Here is a 19,496-nt window from a genome sequence, read left to right on the forward strand (position 1 = left end):
TTCCTGGCCAGGGGGAGCCCGATGGCGATCGCGGCCCCGGCCAGCAGGGTGAGCAGGGTACGCACGCTCACGCCTCCTTCTCTGTTGCTGAGTCGGCGCCCGCCGCGGCCAGTTTCTTGCCGTACTCCTCCTCGCTGAGGTTCCGCCAGGCGGTCAGCGAGATGTCGGGGCGGTAGAGCTTCTCCGGGGGCGCGTCGGTGACGTCGACCATCCAGGCGTCCTGGCCGGAGAACTGGCCGTGGAACAGCCAGCGGATGGCGCCCAGGTACTTGGCGTAGAAGCGGAGGGTCTGCCAGCCCTCGGTGAAGTTGACCATCACGCCGACGTAGTTGTGGTGGTCGGCGTCGACGGGCACGTAGAACTCGTAGTGGATGAAGTTGGGGTAGGCGATGCGCAGGATGCCGGGCATCGCCAGGGACGCGAAGCCGGGGAACTCCTGGGCCTCGATCGTCTCGTTGATGCTGTCGGCCTTGCCGGTGTTGCCGATGTTGAAGGTTTCCTTCGGCGGCCGGTACTTCCACCAGCGCTTGTTGGACCAGTGGCCGACACCGGGGAAGTCGGCCTCCCAGTACACCTCGTCCTGGACCCGGAAGATCCAGCGGCCCTTGGGCACGATCCGGGTGATGTTCCAGGTGGGCATCGGCTTGAAGAGGCGCCAAAGGGCCGTGCGGTGCAGGTACTTGGCGTGGCCCTCGTCGAAGCCGTTCTCGCAGGCGAAGCGCCAGTTGCCGCCGCGCGGCTCGATCCGGCCGCCCATCACGAAGCCGTTCGAGGCGAGTTCCTCCGGCAGCTGTTCGTCGATGGGGTGGGGTTCCTCGTCGGCGACGGGGATGTACACCCACACCATGCCGAGGCGCTCCTCGACCGCGTATGTCCGCACCTCGACCTTGCCGGTGAGGCGGCAGCCGGGGCCGTCGGTGATGACCGCGGCCAGCTTGCCGGTGGGCAGGTCGAACGTCCAGCCGTGGTACGGGCAGCTGACGGTGCCGGGGAACTGCTGGTTGCCCTCGGAGAGCGGTACGCCCCGGTGCGGGCAGCGGTTGTGCAGGGCGTACGCCTTGCCCGCGTCCCGGATCAGCGTGATCTTCTCGCCGCAGATCGTGAACGGGAGCGGTTTCTCCGTGATGTGGCTGGCCCAGGTGACCGGATACCAGTACCCACGGAAGCCCGCTCCGGCACCGTCGTAGTGGGGCCACGTCGACCAGTCCTGCCGGCCCGGCGCTCCCGTCGCCGTGCGCTTCGCCCGGCCCGTCCTGCGGGGGGCGAGCGATCCTCCACCCGTCGTCTCACCCGTCGTCATCGTGCGTGACCTCCTGCTGGCGTCTGCTGCCGTCGGGACATGGCGTAGAGCATCGGCCGTGGCGCCGGGTCCGCCAACGGACCCGTTCCGCTGAACAGACCGCCCGCCCCGGTCCCCCGGCGTCCCGTTCAGCGGACCCACACCCGTGCGGGTGGGCGGCGCGCTGTCCTACGGTTCGGCCAGGCCCGGTCGTCGAACTCCCCGTCGAACTCCCGACCTCCGCCCGGAGGGCGGGTCTCGCCGGGGGCGCCGGACGTCGCGAGGCGGGCGGGAGTCTCCCGACCGGGCCTGGAGCCCGCACCCCGCCGATGACCTGTCGAACACCCGGTGGTCAGCCACCGGCAGACGAAGGGATCGTGATGACGAAGGCCATGGAGGCCGAACCGGCGCGCGCCCCGGCAACGGGCAGGCGTGGTGCGGCCGTTCGGGTCGAGGGGGTCGACATCCGGTTCGGCTCCTTCCACGCCGTACGGGACGTGTCGCTCGACATCGCCGCCGGAGAGTTCCTGTGCCTGCTCGGGCCGAGCGGGTGCGGCAAGTCCACCCTGCTGTCCGCGCTGGCCGGGTTCGTCGCCCCGCACGACGGCAGTCTCACCGTCGACGGCGCCCCGGTGACCGGGCCCGGCCCGGAGCTCGGGATGGTGTTCCAGAGCAGCGAGGCGCTCTTCGACTGGATGACGGTCCGCCAGAACGTGGCGTTCGGGCCCCGGATGCGCGGGAGTTCACGTGCCGAGCAGACCGCGCTGGCCGACGAGTACCTGGGCCTGGTCGGACTGCGGCACTGCGCCGACCGCTTCCCGGGCCAGTTGTCGGGCGGTATGCGCCAGCGCGTGCAGATCGCGCGGGTGCTGGCCAACCGGCCGAGCGTCGTGCTGATGGACGAGCCGTTCGGGGCACTGGACGCGCAGACCCGGCAGGTGATGCAGGACGAGATGGACCGTATCCGGCGGGTGTCGGGCTGCACGGTCGTTTTCGTCACGCACGACATCGACGAGGCGATCCTCCTCGCCGACCGGATCGCCGTGATGACGGCGGGCCCCGCCGCGTCCATCAAGTCCGTCTATCCGGTGGACCTGCCCAGGCCCCGGGACGTCACCGAACCGTCCGCCGCCGAACTGCGCCACCGCCTCCGCCAGGACATCGGCGAAGAAGTGCGCAAGGCCCTGCGCGACCAGGGGCTCGCCCTTGAGGAGGACCTGTGACCACCGCGACCCTCGACACCGCCCCGAAGCCGCGCGTCGAACGCCGGCCGGCGGGCGCAGCCCGGCCGGGGCTCCGCACGGCCGGCCTCTATGTCGTGTCCGTCCTGCTCGGCGTCGGCGTCTGGCAGTTGCTGGCGATGAGCTACGGCCCCTCGCTCGTGGCCTCCCCCCGGGAGACCCTGTCGGCGGCCGGCGACCTGGCCGCCGACGGCACGCTCACCAACTCGGTCATCGCGTCGAGCCGCCGGATCCTGATCGGCTGGGGGCTGGGGCTCCTGGTGGGCATACCGGTCGGGCTGCTCATCGGGCAGATCCGGATCGTGCGCCAACTCCTGGAGCCGTACATCGAGTTCTTCCGGTTCATCCCGCCGGTCGCCTTCGTGACCCTGGCGGTGGTGTGGCTGGGCATCGGCGAGTCGTCGAAGGTCGTCCTGATCTTCTACACGTCGGTCTTCATCGTCATCCTCAACACCAGCGCCGGGGTGATGGCGGTGAGCGAGTCGAAGCTGCGGGCCGCCGCGAGCCTGGGCGCCGGCCGCCGGCAGATCCTGACCGGCATCGTGCTGCCGTCGACGGTGCCGCACATCGTCACCGGGGCACGCCTGGCGATGGGCAACAGCTTCCTGACCATCGTCTCGGCGGAGATCGTCGCCGCCCAGGTGGGGCTGGGCTCGCTGATCTGGACCTCCCGCAACTACGGCCGCATCGACTGGGTCTTCGTCGGGATCATCACCCTGGGCATCCTCGGGTTCGTCTTCGACCGCGTGCTGCGGATCGTCGCGTCCCGCGTCCTGCGTCGATACGGAGTGAAGCTGTGAGCGACGAGAACACAACCAGGGACACGTCACGCGCCCTGGTCCTGGAGGAGTTCGGCTCCCTGCCCCGGCTGGTCGAGCGGCCGGTGCCCTCGCCCGCGCCCGGCCTGACCGTCGTACGGATGCTGGCGGCGCAGGTGGGCCACCTCGATCTCAACATCGTGGACGGGAGGTTCGGGATCCTGCCCGATCTTCCGGTGGTGCCGGGCACCAACGGCAGCGGGATCGTGCTGAGTTCGGACACGCATCCCGAGGGCAGTCTGGTCAGGGTCAACGGCAAGGGGGTGGGGCTGCGGCGGGACGGCTGCTGGGCGGAGCACGTCGTGGTGCCGGACGCGGCCGTGACGGCGGTGCCCGCGGGCACGGACCCCGCGTTGGCGTGCGGTTTCTTCTCCCCGGCCGGCACTGCCTGGGCGGCCGTGCACTCCGTCGCCGCCGTACGGCCGGGCGAGCGGGTCCTGGTGACCGGGGCGGCCGGTGCGGTGGGTTCCCTGACGGTGCAGGTAGCGGCGCGGGCCGGGGCCGAGGTGATCGGCGTGGTCGGCCGGCCGGCGAAGCTGGACCATGTGCCGCCGTCCGCGAAGGCGGTGCTGGCGGCCGAGCTGTCCCCGGAGTCGGTGGGCGGGCCGATCGACGCGCTCATCGACACCGTCGGCGGGCCCGTCCTGCGGGACGCCCTCGATCTGGTGCGCCCGCGCGGACGTGCCGTCCTCGTCGGCTACACCGCCGGGCGCGAGTTCGGCGTGGACCTCGCGGACTTCCTGCTGGCCGACGTGTCGCTGCTGCCCGTGAACCTGATGACACGCGGCCGGGAGGTCGCCGCCGACGCCGAACGGCTGCTGACGGAGCTGAGTTCGGGCGAACTGACCCTGCCGATCGAACGCCACTCCCCCGAGCGGCTCGCCGAGGCGGTGACCCGGCTGCGCAGCGGGGAGGCCATCGGCAAGGTCGTCATCGACTGGGCCGGCAGGTCGGGAAGTTGATCTGACCGGCACAGCAACAGCGCCCCGGAGACGGCCCGTTGAGCGGACCCGTTCCCTTGGGCGGACGGCACTCCCACCGGACGATCGGAACATGGATCTCATGGACCTCATGGACATTCAGGCCCCGCCGAAGGGTTCCTACGCGACGGCGGACGGCGTCGACTACCACTACATCGAGCTGGGCGAACCCGGAGGCAGCCCCACGGTCTTCCTGCACGGCGGCGGCCCCGGCTGCACCGGCTGGTCGGACTTCGGCCAGGTGGCACCGCTGTTCGCCGAGGACCGCCGGTGCTTCCTGGTCGACATCCTGCAGTACGGCAAGTCCGCGAAGCCCGTCATCGAGGGCCCCATGTGGGACTACCACGCCGCGAAGACCGTGGCCCTGCTGGACGCCCTCGGCGTCGAGCGCGCCGACTTCGTCTGCAACTCCTGGGGCGGCACGATCGCGCTCGACCTGGCCGCCAAGTACCCCGAGCGCGTACGGTCGTTGGTGATCACCGGCAGCATGCCCGTCTTCTACGGCCCCCTCGCCCCGATCCCGGAGGGCGGTCGCCGTGGCCGCAACGCCCGCGACGTCTACTACGGCGGAACCGGCCCGTCCCGGCAGAAGATGCGGGAGCTGATCGCCCGCCTGGAGTGGTACGACCCGGACGCCGTCCCCGAGGGCACGGTGACCCTGCGCTACGAGCAGAGCCTCGACCCCGAGGAGACGGCACTCGCCGGCGCGTCGGACAACCCGCGCGGCGACTGGCAGGACCTGACCGCCGAACTCGGCCGCATCACCGCGCCGGTGCTCTTCCTGTGGGGCATGTACGACGCCTTCCTGACCCCGGACTATCCGCTGATGCTGGCGCGCATGATCCCGAGGGGGAGCCTGCATGTGATGGACCGGGTCTCCCACCATCCGCAGGAGGAACGGCCGTACGACTACCACGCGGCCGTGACAGGCTTCCTGAACCAGCGCCACGACTGAGGCCGGAGAGGCGGGAGAAAGACGTGAGCACAGCAGTCCCGCGGGTCGTCGAGCTGACCAGCCCCTTCACCCGCTTTGCCGGCCGGCTGCTGGTCGGCCTCGGGTACGAGGTGGTGCTGGTGGAGCCCCCGGAGGGCGACCCCGACCGGCACGGCCCCGACGGCCACGACTTCGCCCACTGGCACGCCGGCAAACGCTCGGTGACCCTCGACCGGGGCACCCCCGAGGGCACGGACGCGCTGCGCCGACTGCTGGCGGGCGCCGACGCCGTCCTCGACGGGACGACGGGCGGGGTGCGGACACTGGCCGAGGGGCTCGATCACCTCGTACACGTCCGTGTCACCCCCTTCGGCCTCGTCGGGCCGCGCAGCGACTGGCAGGGCGGCGATCTCGTGGTGGCCGCGACGGGCGGGATGCTCGCCCAGGTCGGCGACCCCGACGGCCCGCCGCTGCGGCTGCCGGAGAACCAGGCGGAGCACCTCGCGGGCGTCAACGCGGCGATCGCCGTCCTGCTGGGCCTGCGGGCACGCCGCCGGGGACCGGGCCAGCTGATCGACGTCTCCGCGCAGGCGTGCGTCGCCGCCGCCCTGGAGGCGGGCACCCTCGCCTATCTGCACGAGGACCGGGTACCGCCCCGCCCGGGACGCGTGCACCCCCTGGTCCCGCACGGCCTGTTCCGGGCCGCCGACGGCTACCTGGGCGGCGGGCTCGGCGGCAGTCCGCGCATGTGGGACGCGCTGCTGGCCTGGCTGGTCGAGGAAGGCGCGGCGGCCGATCTCGCGGAGCCGAGATGGCAGGACCCCGTCGAGCGCAAGACGCACCAGGAGCACGTCTTCAAGGTCGTCCAGGATTTCGTGGGCCGGTGGCCCAAGGCGGAGTTCGCGGAGCGGGCCCAGGCCCGGAAGCTGCCATGGGCGGCCGTGGACCTGCCCGCCGAACTGCCGGACAACCCCCAGCTCACCGACCGTGGCTTCTTCACTCAGGTCGAGGGCCGCACCGACCTGGGCTTCCCGTTCGCGTTCCCGGAGGGGCACCGGATCACCACGCTCGCCGTGCCGGGCCCGGGCGCCGACCAGACACTGCTGGACGAGCCTCGCACGGTACGACCGGTCGTCACCGACTCCCCCACCCTGCCCGCCCTGGACGGCGTACGGGTCCTGGACCTGACGTGGGTGCTGGCAGGCCCGTACTGCACGAAGGTCCTGGCCGATCACGGCGCCGACGTCATCAAGGTCGAGTCGGCGGGGCGTCCCGACCCGACCCGGTTCGCGCCCTTCATGCACCTCTCGCGCGGCCCGCACACGGACCCGGACACCAACGGCTACTTCAACGAGGTCAACCGGAACAAGCGCGGCATCGCGCTGGACACGCGGACCGAGGAGGGCGTGGCGGTGCTGCGCGACCTCGTCGCCAACTGCGACGTCCTCGTCGAGAACTTCAGCGCCTCGGTCATGAAGAAGCTCGGCCTCGGCTACGAGACGCTGCGCGAGATCAACCCCGGCATCGTCTACCTGAGCATGTCGGGCATGGGCCACACCGGTCCACGCGCCGACTGGGTGTCGTACGCCGACACGGTCTCGGCGGCCGGTGGTCTGACCGGGCTCACCGGGTGGGGGCCAGACGACGTGGTGGGCGTCATCTACGGGCACGGGGACATCGTCGCCGGTCTCCAGGGTGCGCTGGCCACGGTCGCCGCGCTGGAGCACCGGGCCGAGACCGGCCGGGGACAGCACATCGACCTGTCCCAACTGGAGGCCATCGCCGCCCACATGGGGACGAGCGTCCTGACGTCGGCGCGGTCGCCGATGGGCAACTCGCATCCCCGTTGGAGTCCGCAGGGCGTGTACCGGAGCCTGGGCGCGGACCGCTGGCTGGCGGTCAGTGTGCGCTCCGACGAGGAGTGGACGGGCCTGTGCGAGGTGATGGGCCGTCTCGAACTGGCCTCCGACACACGGCTGTCGACGGCCGAGGGGCGCCGGAAGGAGAGTGCCCTGGTCGACGGTGTCCTCGGCGAGTGGGCGCGCACCCTGCCCGCCGACGCCGCAGCCGAGCTGCTGCAGGAGCACGGGGTGCCCGCAGGGGCTGTGCAGGACGGGCGTGAACTCGTCGAGCACGACCTGCAGTTGAGGGCACGCGGCTTCTACGTCCGGGTCGAGCACCCGGCTGCGGGCTCCTTCCTCCAGGAGGGCGTGCCGATCCGGCTCACCCGGACACCGGGCGGGATCCGCAGGCCCGCTCCCCTCCTCGGCGCGGACACCGAGGAGGTGCTGAGGGAGGTGGCGGGCATCTCGCCCGAGCGGCTGCAACTGCTGTACGAGGCCGAGGTGTTGCGTTGATCTCGACCCTGCCGGAACTCGTCGACGCGGCGGCCGGCACGTTCGGCGACCGGGTCTTCCTGCGCATCGGGGACACGACACGGACGTACGCCGAGATGCGCGAGGCCACGGCCACCATGGCCGGGGCGCTCGCCGCACAGGGCTGCCGGCCGGGCGACCGGATCGCGGCCCTGCTGTCCAACCGGATCGAGCTGGTCGACCTGGTCCTCGGCTGCGCCTGGCTGGGCGCGGTCGGGGTGCCGTTGAACACCGCGCTGCGGGGGCGGTCGCTGCGGCAGGTACTGGGTGATGCGCAACCTCAATTCCTGTATGCGGAGCGCGAGTTGGCCGATCGAGCGGTCGAGGCCGGTCACCGGGGCGTGGTGTGGAGGGCGGGTGCGGCGGACGTCCCCGCACCCGGTGTCACCGCCCCGCTCCCGCCCGCCCCGGTCCGGCCGGAGGACACCGCCGCCGTCCTCTTCACGTCGGGCACGACGGGGACGTCACGCGGAGTCCGTTGCCCCCAGGGCCAGTTCGTCCACTGGGGCCGCAATGTCGCGGACGCCCTGCGTCTCACCGCCGACGACACGCTCCACACCGCGCTCCCCCTGTTCCACACCAACGCCCTCAACACCCTGGCGCAGGTCATGACGGTGGGCGCGAGCTGCACGGTCGACGCCCGGTTCTCCGCCTCGCGGTACTGGTCGCGGGTGACGGACTCCGGGGCCACGGTCGTCCATCTGCTCGGCGCGATGGCGCCCATGCTGCTGGCGCAGCCGCCGGGGCCGTACGACCGTGCCCACCGGGTGCGGTGCGGTCTGTCCCCGGCGACCCCGGCCGCCGCCTGGGCGGCCTTCCGGGAGCGGTTCGGTGTCACCCTCGTCGACGGGTTCGGGTCCACGGAGACGAATCTCGTCCTCGGGTCCACGCCGGAGGAGTACAGGGCCGGGTACATGGGCACCCTGCGCGAGGGTTTCTCCGCGCGGGTCGTGGACGAGGGCCTGGCACCGGTCGCTGACGGGAAACCCGGCGAACTCCTGGTCCGCAGCCACCAGTTGAACGCCTTCTCGACCGGCTATCTGGGCGATCCCACACTGCCCTCCGACTCCTGGCGCCGCACCGGCGACCGGGTGGTCCGTGAGCCCGACGGCTGGTACCGCTTCGTCGACCGCATCAAGGACGTCATCCGCCGCCGGGGCGAGAACATCTCCTCCGGCGAGGTCGAGTCGGTGGTCCGCTCCCATCCGGCGGTCGCCGAGGCCGCAGCGTTCCCGGTCGCCTCCGAACTGGCCGAGGACGAGGTGATGGTCGCGGTGGTGGTCCGGGCGGGCGGCGCACTGGATCCGGCGGACCTGGCCCGGCACTGCGCGCACGAACTGCCCGCGTTCGCCGTGCCCCGGTACATCGAGACGGTGGCGGAACTGCCGCTCACCGAGACCGGGAAGATCCGCAAGGCCGTGCTGCGGGAGCGCGGGGTGACGGCCGGCACCTGGGACCGCGTCGGGGGCCACCCCGGATGACATGTGAGGTGGCCTCGTACGTCGCCGTGCGGCTCACTCCAGGTCGGCCTGGCGCGCCTTGAGCCAGGCCACGCTGTCGGCGACCAGGTCGAAGATGTCCGCCCCTTCGGCGATCCCGTCCGCCTCGATGATGTGCGCACGGATCGAGTCCCGGCCGGCGTCGAGGGCGTCGGCCAGCGCCACCGTGCCCCGGCCGGCCGCGACCTGCGGCTCGCCGCGGACCGCCGGTCCGTCCTTCACATGGACCAGCCGCACCCGTTCGCCGAGCCTGGCGACCACCTCGGCGGGCACCTGGCCGGCGGTCTGCGCCCAGTACAGATCGACCTCGGCGACGACCGACGGGTCGAGGGCGTCCCAGAGCACGTCGTAGCCGTACCGGCCGTCGTCGAGCGGGGTCCACTCCCACTCGTGGTTGTGGTAGCCGACCCCCAGACCGTGCGTGGCCGCCGCCTTGGCCAGGGCGTTCAACCGGTCGGCGTACCGGAGCACACCCGCCGTGGAGACCAGGGCGTCCCGGGTGAATCCGGGGAGCGCGTCCGGGGTGGAGGCGATGGCGACGGGGGCGCCCAGCTCGGCCAGCTCCTCGAAGAACCAGCCGGGGTCCTCCGCGTCCGGCAGCCGGGCGTGGGTGGAGGACACCGTCAGTCCGGCGGCGTCGATGTCGGCCTTCAGGGCGCGGGCCTCGGCGAGCCGCGCGGCCCGGTCCAGGTCGCTGCGGCCCAGCCGGAAGGGCTCGACCGTGGTCACGCCGAGTCCGGCGACCCTGGCGAGCGTGGCGGGACGGTCCGCCATGACGTCCAACAGGGTGTACAGCTGGAGGCCGATGGCGGGCATGTCCGACTCCCCTTTCGAGTACGTCACTTGACTGCCCCCGCGGTGAATCCGGCGACGAGGTAGCGCTGGAGGAGCAGGAATCCGGCGACCACCGGAACGGACACGACCAGCGAGGCGGCCATGATCTGGTTCCAGTAGACGTTCACCTCCGTGGAGTAGGCCTGCAGGCCTATGGCCAGGGTGCGGGTCTCCTCGCTGGTGAGGACCGAGGCGAAGAGCACCTCGCCCCAGGCCGTCATGAAGGCGTAGATCGACACGGCGACGATTCCCGGTGTCGCGGCGGGCACGATGATCTGCAGCAGCGTGCGCAGCGGCCCCGCGCCGTCCATCTTCGCGGCCTCGTCGAGTTCGCGGGGCACCGATTCGAAGTATCCGACCAGCATCCACACCGCGAACGGCAGGGAGAAGGTCAGATAGGTGATGGTGAGGCCGGTACGGGTACCCACGAGGTCGGTGCCGAAGTTCTGGTCGGCGTAGACGAACAGCAGGTACAGCGGCAGCAGGAACAGGATTCCGGGGAACATCTGGGTGGCCAGCACCGCGCCCTTGAAGGTGGCGCCGCCGCGGAAGTTCCAGCGGCTCATCGCGTAGGAGGCGAAGACCGCGACCAGCACCGAGAGCACCGTGGCGGTCACGGCCACGATCAGCGAGTTCACGAAGTACTGGGCCAGCGGCACGGTCTGCCAGATGTCGACGAAGGACTGGAACGTCGGCGAGGCCGGAATCCAGGTGAACTCGCCCTGTACGTCCGGGAGCGACTTCAGCGACGAGGTCACCATGACGTACAGCGGGGTGGCGACGAACAGCGACAGCAGGGTGAGGGTGACGTACCGGAACAGCCGGTAGCCCGGGGTGTCATGAGTCATGGCTTGTCCTTGTCATGGCTGGTCCTCCGGGTGAGGGCGAAGTAGCAGGCGCTGACCAGCAGCAAGAACAGCAGGAGCAGGACGCTCATGGCGGAGCCGAGGCCGAAGTTCCAGGTGGCGAACGAACTCTCGTAGATGTGCACGGAGATGAGGTCCCCCGCGGGCGGGGCGCCGGCGCCGAACAGGACGTACGGCGTGTTGAAGTCGTTGAAGGTGTGCAGGAACATCACGAGCACCAGCACCCGGTTGACCGGCGAGAGCAACGGCAGGGTGATGGACCGCAGTTGCCGCCAGGGCCCGGCTCCGTCGATGCTCGACGCCTCGTACACGTCCTGCGGAACGGCCTGCATGCCGGCCATCAGGAACAGGAAGGCGAACGGCCACATGCGCCAGATCGCGACGACGCACTCCGCCCAGAACGCGTTCTGGCCGATCAGCCAGAACGGGTTGCCGTCGGTCAGCCCGGCCTGGCCGAGCAGGTGGTTGAGCATGCCGTTGTCGCGCTGGAAGATGAAACGCCAGGTGATGACCGAGGCGTACGCGGGCAGGGCGTAGGGCACGAGGAACAGCGTCCGCAGCAGGCCCCGGCCGCGGAAGGGACGCTGGAGGGCGAGCGCCGCCGCCATGCCCATGAGCCAGGTCGCGGACAGCACGACGGCCGTGAAGGCGAGGGTGACCAGGAACGACTGGAGCAGGGACTTTCCCGTCGGGCCGTCGAGGTCCAGGACGATCCTGAAGTTCCCGAGGCCCGCGAAGGGCGCCTCCCACCAGTGGCTGATCTGGTACTGCGTCACCCGCAGCACGCTCATCGCCGTGCCGAGCACGATGGGCACGAAGTGGATGAGCAGTTCGAGCGCCAGAGCGGGGAGCAGGAAGAGGTACGGGATCCACTTGCGGTTGCTCCCGCGGGCGCGCCGGCGTTCGGGTCGCCGCTGCTTGTCCGGGGTCTCGGGAGTCTCACGTGTCCCGGAGGGACTGATGACTGCCATCGGGAAGCTCCTAGCTGCCGGCTTCGAGCTTCTGGTTGGCCGCGGCCATCTCATCCTTGATGGCTGACTTCCCGGGCTGGTCCCCGGTCGCGGTCCGTGCCGCGAAACCGTTCATCGCCGAGCCGACCAGGGTCTCGAACTGTGCTTCCTCGGTGATCTGCGGAAGCGGCTGGGACCGGTCGGCGAGGGTGTCGCGGGCCACGGCGAGTGCGGGGGTCTCGAACGCCGGATCCTTGGCGTCCGTGACCGAGGGCAGTGTCCCGTAGACCTTGTTGAGGATCACCTGCTCACCGGCGCTGGTCAGGAACTTCACGAACCGGGTGGCGCCGTCGAGGTTCCCGGTGTTCTTGAAGATCGCCACGTTGATCCCGCCGACGAAGGACCCGATGTCCTTGCCGCCCGCGGGCGGTGTGTCCTGGGCGGGCACGGGTGCGACGCCGTAGTCGTCCGCCGCCATGTCGAACTGGCTCAGCGTCAGGCCCGTCGAGGCCTGGGCGAGGATCATCCCGGCCTTGCCCGCCGCGAAGCTCTGCGTCATCGCGGTCTTGTCGGCGACCTCCGCGTCCGAGGGGTTGGCTATGCCGTCCTCGCCCATCCAGGACAGCCACTGGTCGATCCCGTCGACCATCCCCGCGTCGGCGAACTTCGGGGTGTGGCCGTCGAAGACCTCGGCTCCGTGCTGGGTGCCGAGGATGTACGCGAGGTGCGCGGCGTACGAGGGCGAGGCACCCTGCATGCCCAGACCCCACTGGTCGGTCTCGCCGTCGCCGTCGGTGTCCTTGGTGAGCTTGCGCCCGGCGGAGACGAACTCGCTCCAGGTCTTGGGCGGCGCACTGATCCCGGCCGCCTTGAACAGCTTCTTGCTGTAGTAGAGCTCGTACGCGTTGGTGTAGAGCGGCAGGCTCATCGGGTCCTCGCCGGTGGCGCCCGTCGACTTCAGCGCCGTCGGGAGGAAGCGGGACGCGCCGCCGACCTCGGCCAGCTTGGCCTTGTCCCACGGTACGAAGGCGCCGGTGGCCTGCAGCGAGGCGGACCAGGTGTTGCCGATGTTCAGGACGTCGGGGCCCTTGCCGCTGGTCGTCGCCGCGAGGATGCGGTTGAGCAGGTCCGCCGAGGGAATGACCTCCAGCTCGACCTTGACGCCGGTCTGTTTCGTGAACTTGTCGATCTCCGGCTGGAGGATCTTCTTGTCCGCGTCGAGGCTGGCGCTCTGGTTGGTGGCCCAGTAGGTGATGGTGTCGGCGCCGGACGAGGAGGTCGAGCCGCCGCCGCACGCGGTGACACCGGCGCCGGCCAGTACGGCCGCCGTCGCGAGTGCCGCCGTGCGAATCGCACGCTGCATGGGAGTTCCTTTCGAGGGTGGGTCCTGCTGGTACTTCGATCCGCGGCCGGCGTGCGGGGCCGGAGGGAGACTCAGGCGGAGGCCGAGTCGGCTACCGCGACCGGCGCGGGCTGCACAGCCGTGCTCTTGATCGCACGCACCCCGCCGGCGAAGGTCGACTGCTCGATCGCTTCGAGGACTTCGAGGACGTGCAGGGCGAACTCGCCCGAGACGCGCAGGGGTTCGCCGCTCAGCGACTCGACCAGGTCGTTGACACCGTGCCCGCGGAAGAGCCGTACGGCCGGGTCGCAGGTGGGCGGGAGCACCGGGGGAAGCTCCGACCAGTCCGCGTCCGTACGGCGCTTGATGAGGACGGGGGCGTCGTGGTGGTTCGGGTTGGGGATGTTCAGCGTGCCCTCGGTGCCGTACACCTCGATGTGGGGCAGCGTCATGTCCCAGATGTCGAAGCTGTAGAGGGTGGAGACGATCACGCCGGAGACGGTGCGCAGGATCGAGGCGGTCGTCGTCGGCACGGTCACCTCGACCTCGTCGACGACCCGGTCCGGCGCGGTGACGGCGATCCGGGGAGTCGGGATCGCACTGGTCCCGACGACCTCGGCGACGGGCCCGAGCAGGTTCACCAGGGCGGCCACATGGTAGGGACCCCAGTCGAGGGTCGGTCCGCCTCCGGGCTGGTAGAAGAACCCGGGGTTGGGGTGTTTCGTCTCGACCCTGGGCGACCGGACGAAGGACGTCGCGGCGAACGGAGTGCCGATCAGACCCCGGTCGACGGCCGCGCGGGCCGTCTGACCGGCCGTGCCGAGGAAGGTGTCGGGGGCGCCGGCGAGGACCCGGCCGGCGGCACGCGCCTGGTCGAGGTTGGCACGGGCGAGTTCGGCCGTCGCCGCGAGGGGCTTCTCGCTGTACACGTGCTTGCCCGCGGCGAGCGCGTCCCGGGTGACCTCCCAGTGGGCGACGGGGGGCGTGATGTTGACGACGACGTCCACGTCCGGGTCGGCGTAGAGCTCCTCGGGCGTGCCGTACGCGGGGATTCCGTGGAGTTCGGCCTTGGCACGGGCCCTGCCGACGTCGATGTCGGCGACCCGGACGACGGGCAGATCGCCGTACCAGGCGAGCCCCAGGGCGTACGCGTCGAAGACGACGCCCGCACCGACGACGCCGATGTTTGCGCGAGGGGTGGGTTGGTTCACCGTGTCTCCCAAGTCTGGTTCGCGCGGAGCGAATCCGCCGGTTGGATGAGACCGGACGTGCGAGACGTGTCGGAAGCTAGCGGCCTCCGTGGGGAGCGTAGAAGCGCGATGTTCCGTTGAACGGACCGCTTGGGTGAACGACTCGGTGAAAGGCCGTCACCTCGCCGGGTGTGCGCCCCGCGCGGTGTCGTGCCTGTCGTCCTGGTCCAGGAAGCGGCCGATCCCGGTCGGCGACAGCAGGTGCTCGACGCCGAGCACCATCGCCCCGACCATCGACGCGTCCCTCCCCAGCACGCTGCGGGTGATGGTCAGTTCACGGGTGGCGAGGGGCAGGGCCTGCCGGTACACCACACCGCGCACCGCGGAGAGCAGATCGTCGCTCGCCTCCACGACCTCGCCGCCCACGACGACATGGCGCGGATTCAGCATGTGGATGCACAGGGCGACGACTTCCCCCAGGGTGGCCCCCGCCGCCCGGACCGCCCGCAGCTCGTCCGGCAGACCGTCCCGCAGCCGCCCCAGGAAGGCCCGCATCGCGGCGTCGTCCGCCGCCGTGCCCGCCGACGCGTCGGCGCCGTCCGCCGCACCGGGCGGCGCGTGGCGGCGGGCGAGTGCCCCGGTGGACGCCAGGGCCTCGACACAGCCGACCTTGCCGCACCGGCACACCACGTCGTCGGCGCCGGGGGCGCGAATGTGCCCGATGTCCCCGGCCGCGCCGTCGGCGCCGCGGTGGAGCGTGCCGTCGGCGAGCACGAACCCGGCCCCGATGCCCGCGCCGACGGTCACGAAGAACACGGGCAGTTGCTCGGGCGGCACGGTGCGCGCCTCGCCGAGGGCCATGAGGTTGACGTCGTTGTCGACCAGGACGGGGCAGTCGAACTCGGCGGCGAGCCTCTCGGCCACCGGGAAACCGTCCCAGCCCGGCATGATCGGCGGGCGGACGGCCATGCCCCGCGCCACGTCCACCGGGCCCGGCAGGCCGACGACCAGGACGCGCGGCCGGTCCGCAGGGATCCCGGCCTGTTCCAGCAGGCCGGCGAACCGGTCCGCGAGGAACGACAGGGTGAGCTGCGGGCCCTCGGCGAGCCGCCAGGGGAGGGTCAGTTCGGCGAGCACCCGCTGGGTCAGGTCCGCCACCACGCAGCGCGCCGAGAAGGCGGAGAGGTCGGCGATGAGCACGACGCCCGCGTCACCCGCGAGAGAGAGCCGCAGTGCCGGCCGGCCCCTGCCGCCGCCCGCGGCGTCGTCGCCGTGCAGCAGGCCCGCGTCCACCAGATCCTGCACGTGGGTGTGGATCGAGGACCGCGAAAGCCCGGTGAGCCGGGACAGGTCGAGGCGGTGGGCCGCCTCGCCCGCCGCGACCAGCCGGGCGATCCGGCTGCGGACCGCGTCGGGGTGACGGCGCGAGCCACTGCCCGGTGCACCCAGTCGTGCTGCCATGTCCACTCCCTTATGACGCCGGTGACGGGTGGCGACGGCGGCCAATTATTCCAAAAACAACATTATTCATGGGGGTGTTCCGGCAGAACAACAGCTCATATTGTTGGCAGCGGATGAGGCCGGTACAGGCGGGTTCCGTACGGCAGTTGCCGAAAGGACCTTGCATGACCGCCCCGATAGGGCACACCCTCCGCATCGACAGCACACACGTACGACGTCCACGGGCACCGCGACCTCGGGTCGCCGTCCTCGGCGCCGGAATGATCGCGGGGGTTCACCTCCGCAGCGCACGCGCGGCCGGCGCGGAAGTGGTCGGCGTCCTGGCCTCCTCACCGGAGCGGAGCCGGGCGGCGGCACGGAACTGGCAGGTCGAGGTCGCGTATCCCGACGTCGACGCCGTCCTGGGCGACCCCGGCATCGATGTCGTCCACGTCTGTACGCCCAACCACCTGCACGTGTCGCAGGCCCGCGACGCGCTGCTGGCGGGAAAGCACGTCATCTGCGAGAAGCCCCTCGCCACGTCGGCGGCCGAGGCCCGGCTGCTCGCCGACACCGCCGCGACGTCGGGCCTGGTCGCCACCGTGCCGTTCGTCTACCGCTACCACCCCATGGTCCGCGAACTGCGGGCCCGGGTGTCGGCGGGCGACTTCGGCCCCTGGCAGCTGCTGCACGGTTCGTATCTGCAGGACTGGCTGCTGACGCCCGAGCACACCAACTGGCGGGTGGACCCGGCGCTCGGCGGCGCCTCAAGGGCTTTCGCCGACATCGGCTCGCACTGGTTCGACCTGGTGGAATGGGTGGCCGGGGTCCGGCTCGCGGAGGTACTGGCCGAGGCCACCACGACGGTGGCCGAGCGGCCCGACTCCGGCGGCCCGTCGTTCTCGGGCCGGGCTCCCGCCGGTTCCGCACGCGTCCCGGTCACCACGGAGGACGCGCTCGGCGTTCTCGGGCGGACGACGGACGGAGTGCTGGTGTCCGCGACCGTCTCCCAGGTCTCGGCCGGCCGGAAGAACCGGCTGTGGCTCGAACTCGACGGCGCCGACGGCAGCGCCGTGTTCGACCAGGAACTGCCGGAATCCCTATGGCTCGGCCACCAGAACCGCACCGAGACGGTGGTACGCGACCCGGCGTCCAACTCCGCCGACGCGGCCCGGCTCTCGATCGTGCCCGCCGGGCACGCCCAGGGCTATCTGGAGTGTTTCGAGCACTTCGTCAAGGACTCCTACGCCGCCGTCCACGGCGAGGCCCCCGACGGCCTCCCCACCGTGCTGGACGGAGTGCGGTCCGCCCATCTCGTCGACGCCGTCATGACCTCGGCGGACCGGCGCGCGTGGACCACCGTCCCCGGCTGACCTCCACCCCGCTCCCCCGAGCCCCAAGTCGTCACTCAGCGAAGGACCAGCGCCATGAAACTCGGACTTCTGACAGCGTGCCTCCCCGACCTGTCCCTGGAGGAGATCGCCACCTGGGCCGCCGGCGAGGGGTACCAGAGCCTCGAAGTCGCGGTGTGGCCGGACGGCCGCGGCCGCGACTTCGAAGCCTCCCATCTGCCCGTCGCGGCCTTCTCGAACGCCGACGAGGACGCCACCCGTGAACTGCTGCGCCGCACCGGCCTGGAGATCAGCTCGCTGGCCTACTACGAGAACAACCTGCACCCCGACCCGGTGGCCCGGGAGGCGATCCGGACCCACCTCAAGCGTGTGATCGATGTGGCGGCGCGGCTGGGGGTGGAGTCGGTCGGCACGTTCATCGGGCGCGATCCGCGGCTCAGCGTCGCGGAGAACCTGCGCGAGGGCGAGAAGATCCTGCCCGAGCTGGTGGACCACGCCACGGACCGCGGGGTCAGGATCGTGATCGAGAACTGCGTGATGGAGGGCTGGCACCCCGACGGCTACCCGGGCAACCTCGCCTACTCGCCCGAGCTGTGGGAGTGGATGTTCGGCCTCGGGTTCTACCTCAACTGGGACCCCTCGCACCTGACCTGGATCGGCGTCGACCCCCTCACGACCATCGAGCCGTACATCGACCGGATCGTCCACACCCAGGCCAAGGACGTGGAGACCTTCCCCGGCAGGCGTGACCGGTTCGGCTTCTTCGGCACCGTGAACAAGGGCGGCAACCCCTGGGAGACGGGCTGGTGGCGCTACCGTGTGCCCGGCCTGGGCGAGGTGGACTGGCGCCGCGTCGTCGACCGGTTCCACGAACTCGGATACACGGGCACCCTCTCCGTCGAACACGAGGACCCCGTCTGGTCCGGGACTCCGGAAAAGGTGAAACAGGGCCTGCGGATCGCCCACAGGACACTGCGCCCGCTCCTCGTGGAGTGAAGTGGGGTGATTCCGCCGCACGCGGAGCAGTGCGTCCCGCTGGCCGGACCGATCCCATGGGGCCGGAGCCCTGGCCGTCCCTACGCTCCCGACCATGAGCGCTCTTCCAGACAGACACGGACAGGACGGACAGGGACAGGACGGACAGGGACAGGACGGACAGGGACGACCACTCACGGGCGACGCACGGCCCCCGTCGCAGGGCACGGCACCGGCCCCCCTGCGCATCGGTGTCCGCGTACCTCCCTGCGACCGGGCGGACCGGGTGCTCGAAACCGTGCGCCGCGCCGAGGAGTTGGGCTTCGACGACGTCTGGTTCCCCGACTCCCAGCTGCTGTGGCGGGACGTGTTCACCACCCTGACCGCCGCCGCCCTGGGCACCGGGCGGATCGGGCTGGGCACCGCCGTCACCAACCTGGCGACCCGGCACCCGGCGGTCGTCGCCTCGGCCGCGCGCAGCGTGGCCGAACTGGCACCCGGGAGGTTCACGCTCGGCCTCGGCGTGGGCAACAGCTCGGTGGGGCCCGTCGGACTGCGCCAGACCACCTCGGCGGCGATGCGCGAAGGGCTGCGCATGGTGAGGGCGTTGCTGGACGGCGAGGAGTGGGACTTCGGGGGCGGGGCCAAGTCCCGGCTGCGTGATCCGCGCCCCGAAGTCCCCCTGCACCTGGCGGCGAGCGGCCCCAAGAACCTGCGGCTCGCGGGCGAGATCGCCGACGGCGTGATCCTGCTCAGCGGCATCTCGCCGAGGACGCTCACGAGCGCCACGGCCCGGGTACGCGAGGGCGCCGAGGCGGCGGGCCGCGACGCCGACGCCCTGCCCCTGACCGTCTCCGCGTTCTGCGCGGTGACCGACGACGTCGAGGCCGACGCCCGGCTCCTCAAGCCCGTCTGCGCGTCGATCGCCCAGAACGGCGGAGCAGGTTTTCTGGCCCTCGCGGGCATCGACGTCGACGTTCCCGCGACCGTCGAGGGCGTCTACCCGGACCTCGTGCACGCTGAGGACTGGAAGGCCGCCGTGGAGATCTGCTCGGAGTGGATCAGCGACGAGGCGGCAGTCCAATTCGCCCGGGAGTTCTGCCTGTTCGGCACGGCCGACCACATCGCGTCCCGGCTCCGCGACCTCGACTCCGCCGGGGTGTCAGGGGTGTTGCTGCAACACGTCGGCTCCTACGACCCACCCACCGACCTGATCGAGTCCGTCGGCGCCTCCGTACTGCCGGCGCTCTCCCTCAAGGTGCCTTAGTGCAGGGGTGCGTTGTCGGCTGCGGGCTGGTGGGGGCTGGTCGCGCAGTTCCCCGCGCCCCTTAAAAGCGATCGGCGCCGGGCGCATACCTAGGGGCGCGGGGCTGTATTGAATTTGCGGCTACCGCCGCGTGGGCGCGACCAGCCACGACGCA

At 71.2% G+C, this 19,496-nt stretch carries 16 protein-coding genes; 9 read left to right on the forward strand and 7 right to left on the reverse strand.

The window, feature by feature from the left end:
- Window positions 1–67: 67 nt before the first annotated feature.
- Window positions 68–1,300 carry an aromatic ring-hydroxylating oxygenase subunit alpha gene (locus tag ACWCRB_RS00870; RefSeq protein ID WP_450993942.1) on the reverse strand — a complete coding sequence of 411 codons (1,233 nt, stop codon included), beginning with the start codon at window positions 1,298–1,300 and terminating at the stop codon, window positions 68–70.
- Between the two features lie 359 nt (window positions 1,301–1,659).
- On the opposite strand from ACWCRB_RS00870, the gene ACWCRB_RS00875 reads away from it, so the two are divergent.
- The 6 genes from ACWCRB_RS00875 to ACWCRB_RS00900 all read left to right on the forward strand — a co-directional run bounded on the left by ACWCRB_RS00875 (window position 1,660) and on the right by ACWCRB_RS00900 (window position 9,108).
- Window positions 1,660–2,502, forward strand: coding sequence for an ABC transporter ATP-binding protein (locus ACWCRB_RS00875; protein ID WP_450993943.1), 843 nt, complete (start codon window positions 1,660–1,662; stop codon window positions 2,500–2,502).
- Window positions 2,499–3,320 carry an ABC transporter permease gene (locus tag ACWCRB_RS00880; RefSeq protein ID WP_450993944.1) on the forward strand — a complete coding sequence of 274 codons (822 nt, stop codon included), beginning with the start codon at window positions 2,499–2,501 and terminating at the stop codon, window positions 3,318–3,320. Before ACWCRB_RS00875 ends, ACWCRB_RS00880 begins: the two co-directional genes overlap by 4 nt.
- A complete protein-coding gene (locus tag ACWCRB_RS00885; RefSeq protein WP_450993945.1) occupies window positions 3,317–4,300 on the forward strand; it encodes a quinone oxidoreductase family protein in 984 nt (327 codons plus the stop codon). The genes ACWCRB_RS00880 and ACWCRB_RS00885 overlap by 4 nt, the downstream gene beginning before the upstream one ends.
- A 100-nt stretch (window positions 4,301–4,400) precedes the next feature.
- Window positions 4,401–5,273, forward strand: coding sequence for an alpha/beta fold hydrolase (locus ACWCRB_RS00890; RefSeq protein ID WP_450994060.1), 873 nt, complete (start codon window positions 4,401–4,403; stop codon window positions 5,271–5,273).
- A gap of 23 nt (window positions 5,274–5,296) precedes the next feature.
- Window positions 5,297–7,609 carry a CoA transferase gene (locus ACWCRB_RS00895; RefSeq protein ID WP_450993946.1) on the forward strand — a complete coding sequence of 771 codons (2,313 nt, stop codon included), beginning with the start codon at window positions 5,297–5,299 and terminating at the stop codon, window positions 7,607–7,609.
- Window positions 7,606–9,108, forward strand: a complete 1,503-nt coding sequence (locus ACWCRB_RS00900) for an AMP-binding protein (protein WP_450993947.1) — start codon at window positions 7,606–7,608, stop codon at window positions 9,106–9,108. Before ACWCRB_RS00895 ends, ACWCRB_RS00900 begins: the two co-directional genes overlap by 4 nt.
- Window positions 9,109–9,141: 33 nt before the next feature.
- Here the strand turns inward: ACWCRB_RS00900 and ACWCRB_RS00905 are convergent, their stop codons facing one another.
- The 6 genes from ACWCRB_RS00905 to ACWCRB_RS00930 form a co-directional block, all read right to left on the reverse strand.
- A complete protein-coding gene (locus ACWCRB_RS00905) occupies window positions 9,142–9,942 on the reverse strand; it encodes a sugar phosphate isomerase/epimerase family protein (protein WP_450993948.1) in 801 nt (266 codons plus the stop codon).
- A 23-nt stretch (window positions 9,943–9,965) separates the two neighbouring features.
- Entirely contained in the window at window positions 9,966–10,808 is an 843-nt protein-coding gene (locus tag ACWCRB_RS00910; RefSeq protein ID WP_450993949.1) for a carbohydrate ABC transporter permease, read from the reverse strand.
- Window positions 10,805–11,797 carry a carbohydrate ABC transporter permease gene (locus tag ACWCRB_RS00915; RefSeq protein WP_450993950.1) on the reverse strand — a complete coding sequence of 331 codons (993 nt, stop codon included), beginning with the start codon at window positions 11,795–11,797 and terminating at the stop codon, window positions 10,805–10,807. Before ACWCRB_RS00915 ends, ACWCRB_RS00910 begins: the two co-directional genes overlap by 4 nt.
- Before the next feature lie 10 nt (window positions 11,798–11,807).
- Window positions 11,808–13,139 (reverse strand): ABC transporter substrate-binding protein, encoded by a 1,332-nt coding sequence (locus ACWCRB_RS00920; RefSeq protein ID WP_450993951.1) that lies wholly within the window; start codon window positions 13,137–13,139, stop codon window positions 11,808–11,810.
- 71 nt (window positions 13,140–13,210) lie between these two features.
- Complete coding sequence (locus tag ACWCRB_RS00925; RefSeq protein ID WP_450993952.1) at window positions 13,211–14,329, reverse strand: Gfo/Idh/MocA family protein; 1,119 nt, start codon at window positions 14,327–14,329, stop codon at window positions 13,211–13,213.
- 156 nt (window positions 14,330–14,485) lie between these two features.
- The gene (locus ACWCRB_RS00930) at window positions 14,486–15,769 is read right to left on the reverse strand and encodes an ROK family protein (protein ID WP_450993953.1); all 1,284 of its coding nucleotides are present in this window, start codon (window positions 15,767–15,769) and stop codon (window positions 14,486–14,488) included.
- A gap of 164 nt (window positions 15,770–15,933) precedes the next feature.
- On the opposite strand from ACWCRB_RS00930, the gene ACWCRB_RS00935 reads away from it, so the two are divergent.
- The 3 genes from ACWCRB_RS00935 (at window position 15,934) to ACWCRB_RS00945 (ending at window position 19,342) form a co-directional block, all read left to right on the forward strand.
- The gene (locus ACWCRB_RS00935) at window positions 15,934–17,121 is read left to right on the forward strand and encodes a Gfo/Idh/MocA family protein (RefSeq protein ID WP_450993954.1); all 1,188 of its coding nucleotides are present in this window, start codon (window positions 15,934–15,936) and stop codon (window positions 17,119–17,121) included.
- A 54-nt stretch (window positions 17,122–17,175) separates the two neighbouring features.
- Entirely contained in the window at window positions 17,176–18,096 is a 921-nt protein-coding gene (locus ACWCRB_RS00940; RefSeq protein WP_450993955.1) for a sugar phosphate isomerase/epimerase family protein, read from the forward strand.
- 94 nt (window positions 18,097–18,190) lie between these two features.
- A complete protein-coding gene (locus tag ACWCRB_RS00945) occupies window positions 18,191–19,342 on the forward strand; it encodes an LLM class flavin-dependent oxidoreductase (RefSeq protein ID WP_450993956.1) in 1,152 nt (383 codons plus the stop codon).
- Window positions 19,343–19,496: the final 154 nt, after the last annotated feature.

The organism is Streptomyces sp. NPDC002156 (genome assembly GCF_053593675.1).

What these genes read in the sequence shown, in the direction of transcription:
- ACWCRB_RS00890 (WP_450994060.1), top strand. Translation starts at nt 4,401, where the DNA reads ATGGACCTCATGGACATTCAGGCCCCGCCGAAGGGTTCCTACGCGACG.
- ACWCRB_RS00940 (WP_450993955.1), top strand. Translation starts at nt 17,176, where the DNA reads ATGAAACTCGGACTTCTGACAGCGTGCCTCCCCGACCTGTCCCTGGAG.
- ACWCRB_RS00945 (WP_450993956.1), top strand. Translation starts at nt 18,191, where the DNA reads ATGAGCGCTCTTCCAGACAGACACGGACAGGACGGACAGGGACAGGAC.
- ACWCRB_RS00935 (WP_450993954.1), top strand. Translation starts at nt 15,934, where the DNA reads ATGACCGCCCCGATAGGGCACACCCTCCGCATCGACAGCACACACGTA.
- ACWCRB_RS00910 (WP_450993949.1), bottom strand. Translation starts at nt 10,808, where the DNA reads ATGACTCATGACACCCCGGGCTACCGGCTGTTCCGGTACGTCACCCTC.
- ACWCRB_RS00930 (WP_450993953.1), bottom strand. Translation starts at nt 15,769, where the DNA reads ATGGCAGCACGACTGGGTGCACCGGGCAGTGGCTCGCGCCGTCACCCC.
- ACWCRB_RS00870 (WP_450993942.1), bottom strand. Translation starts at nt 1,300, where the DNA reads ATGACGACGGGTGAGACGACGGGTGGAGGATCGCTCGCCCCCCGCAGG.
- ACWCRB_RS00920 (WP_450993951.1), bottom strand. Translation starts at nt 13,139, where the DNA reads ATGCAGCGTGCGATTCGCACGGCGGCACTCGCGACGGCGGCCGTACTG.
- ACWCRB_RS00905 (WP_450993948.1), bottom strand. Translation starts at nt 9,942, where the DNA reads ATGCCCGCCATCGGCCTCCAGCTGTACACCCTGTTGGACGTCATGGCG.
- ACWCRB_RS00915 (WP_450993950.1), bottom strand. Translation starts at nt 11,797, where the DNA reads ATGGCAGTCATCAGTCCCTCCGGGACACGTGAGACTCCCGAGACCCCG.
- ACWCRB_RS00875 (WP_450993943.1), top strand. Translation starts at nt 1,660, where the DNA reads ATGACGAAGGCCATGGAGGCCGAACCGGCGCGCGCCCCGGCAACGGGC.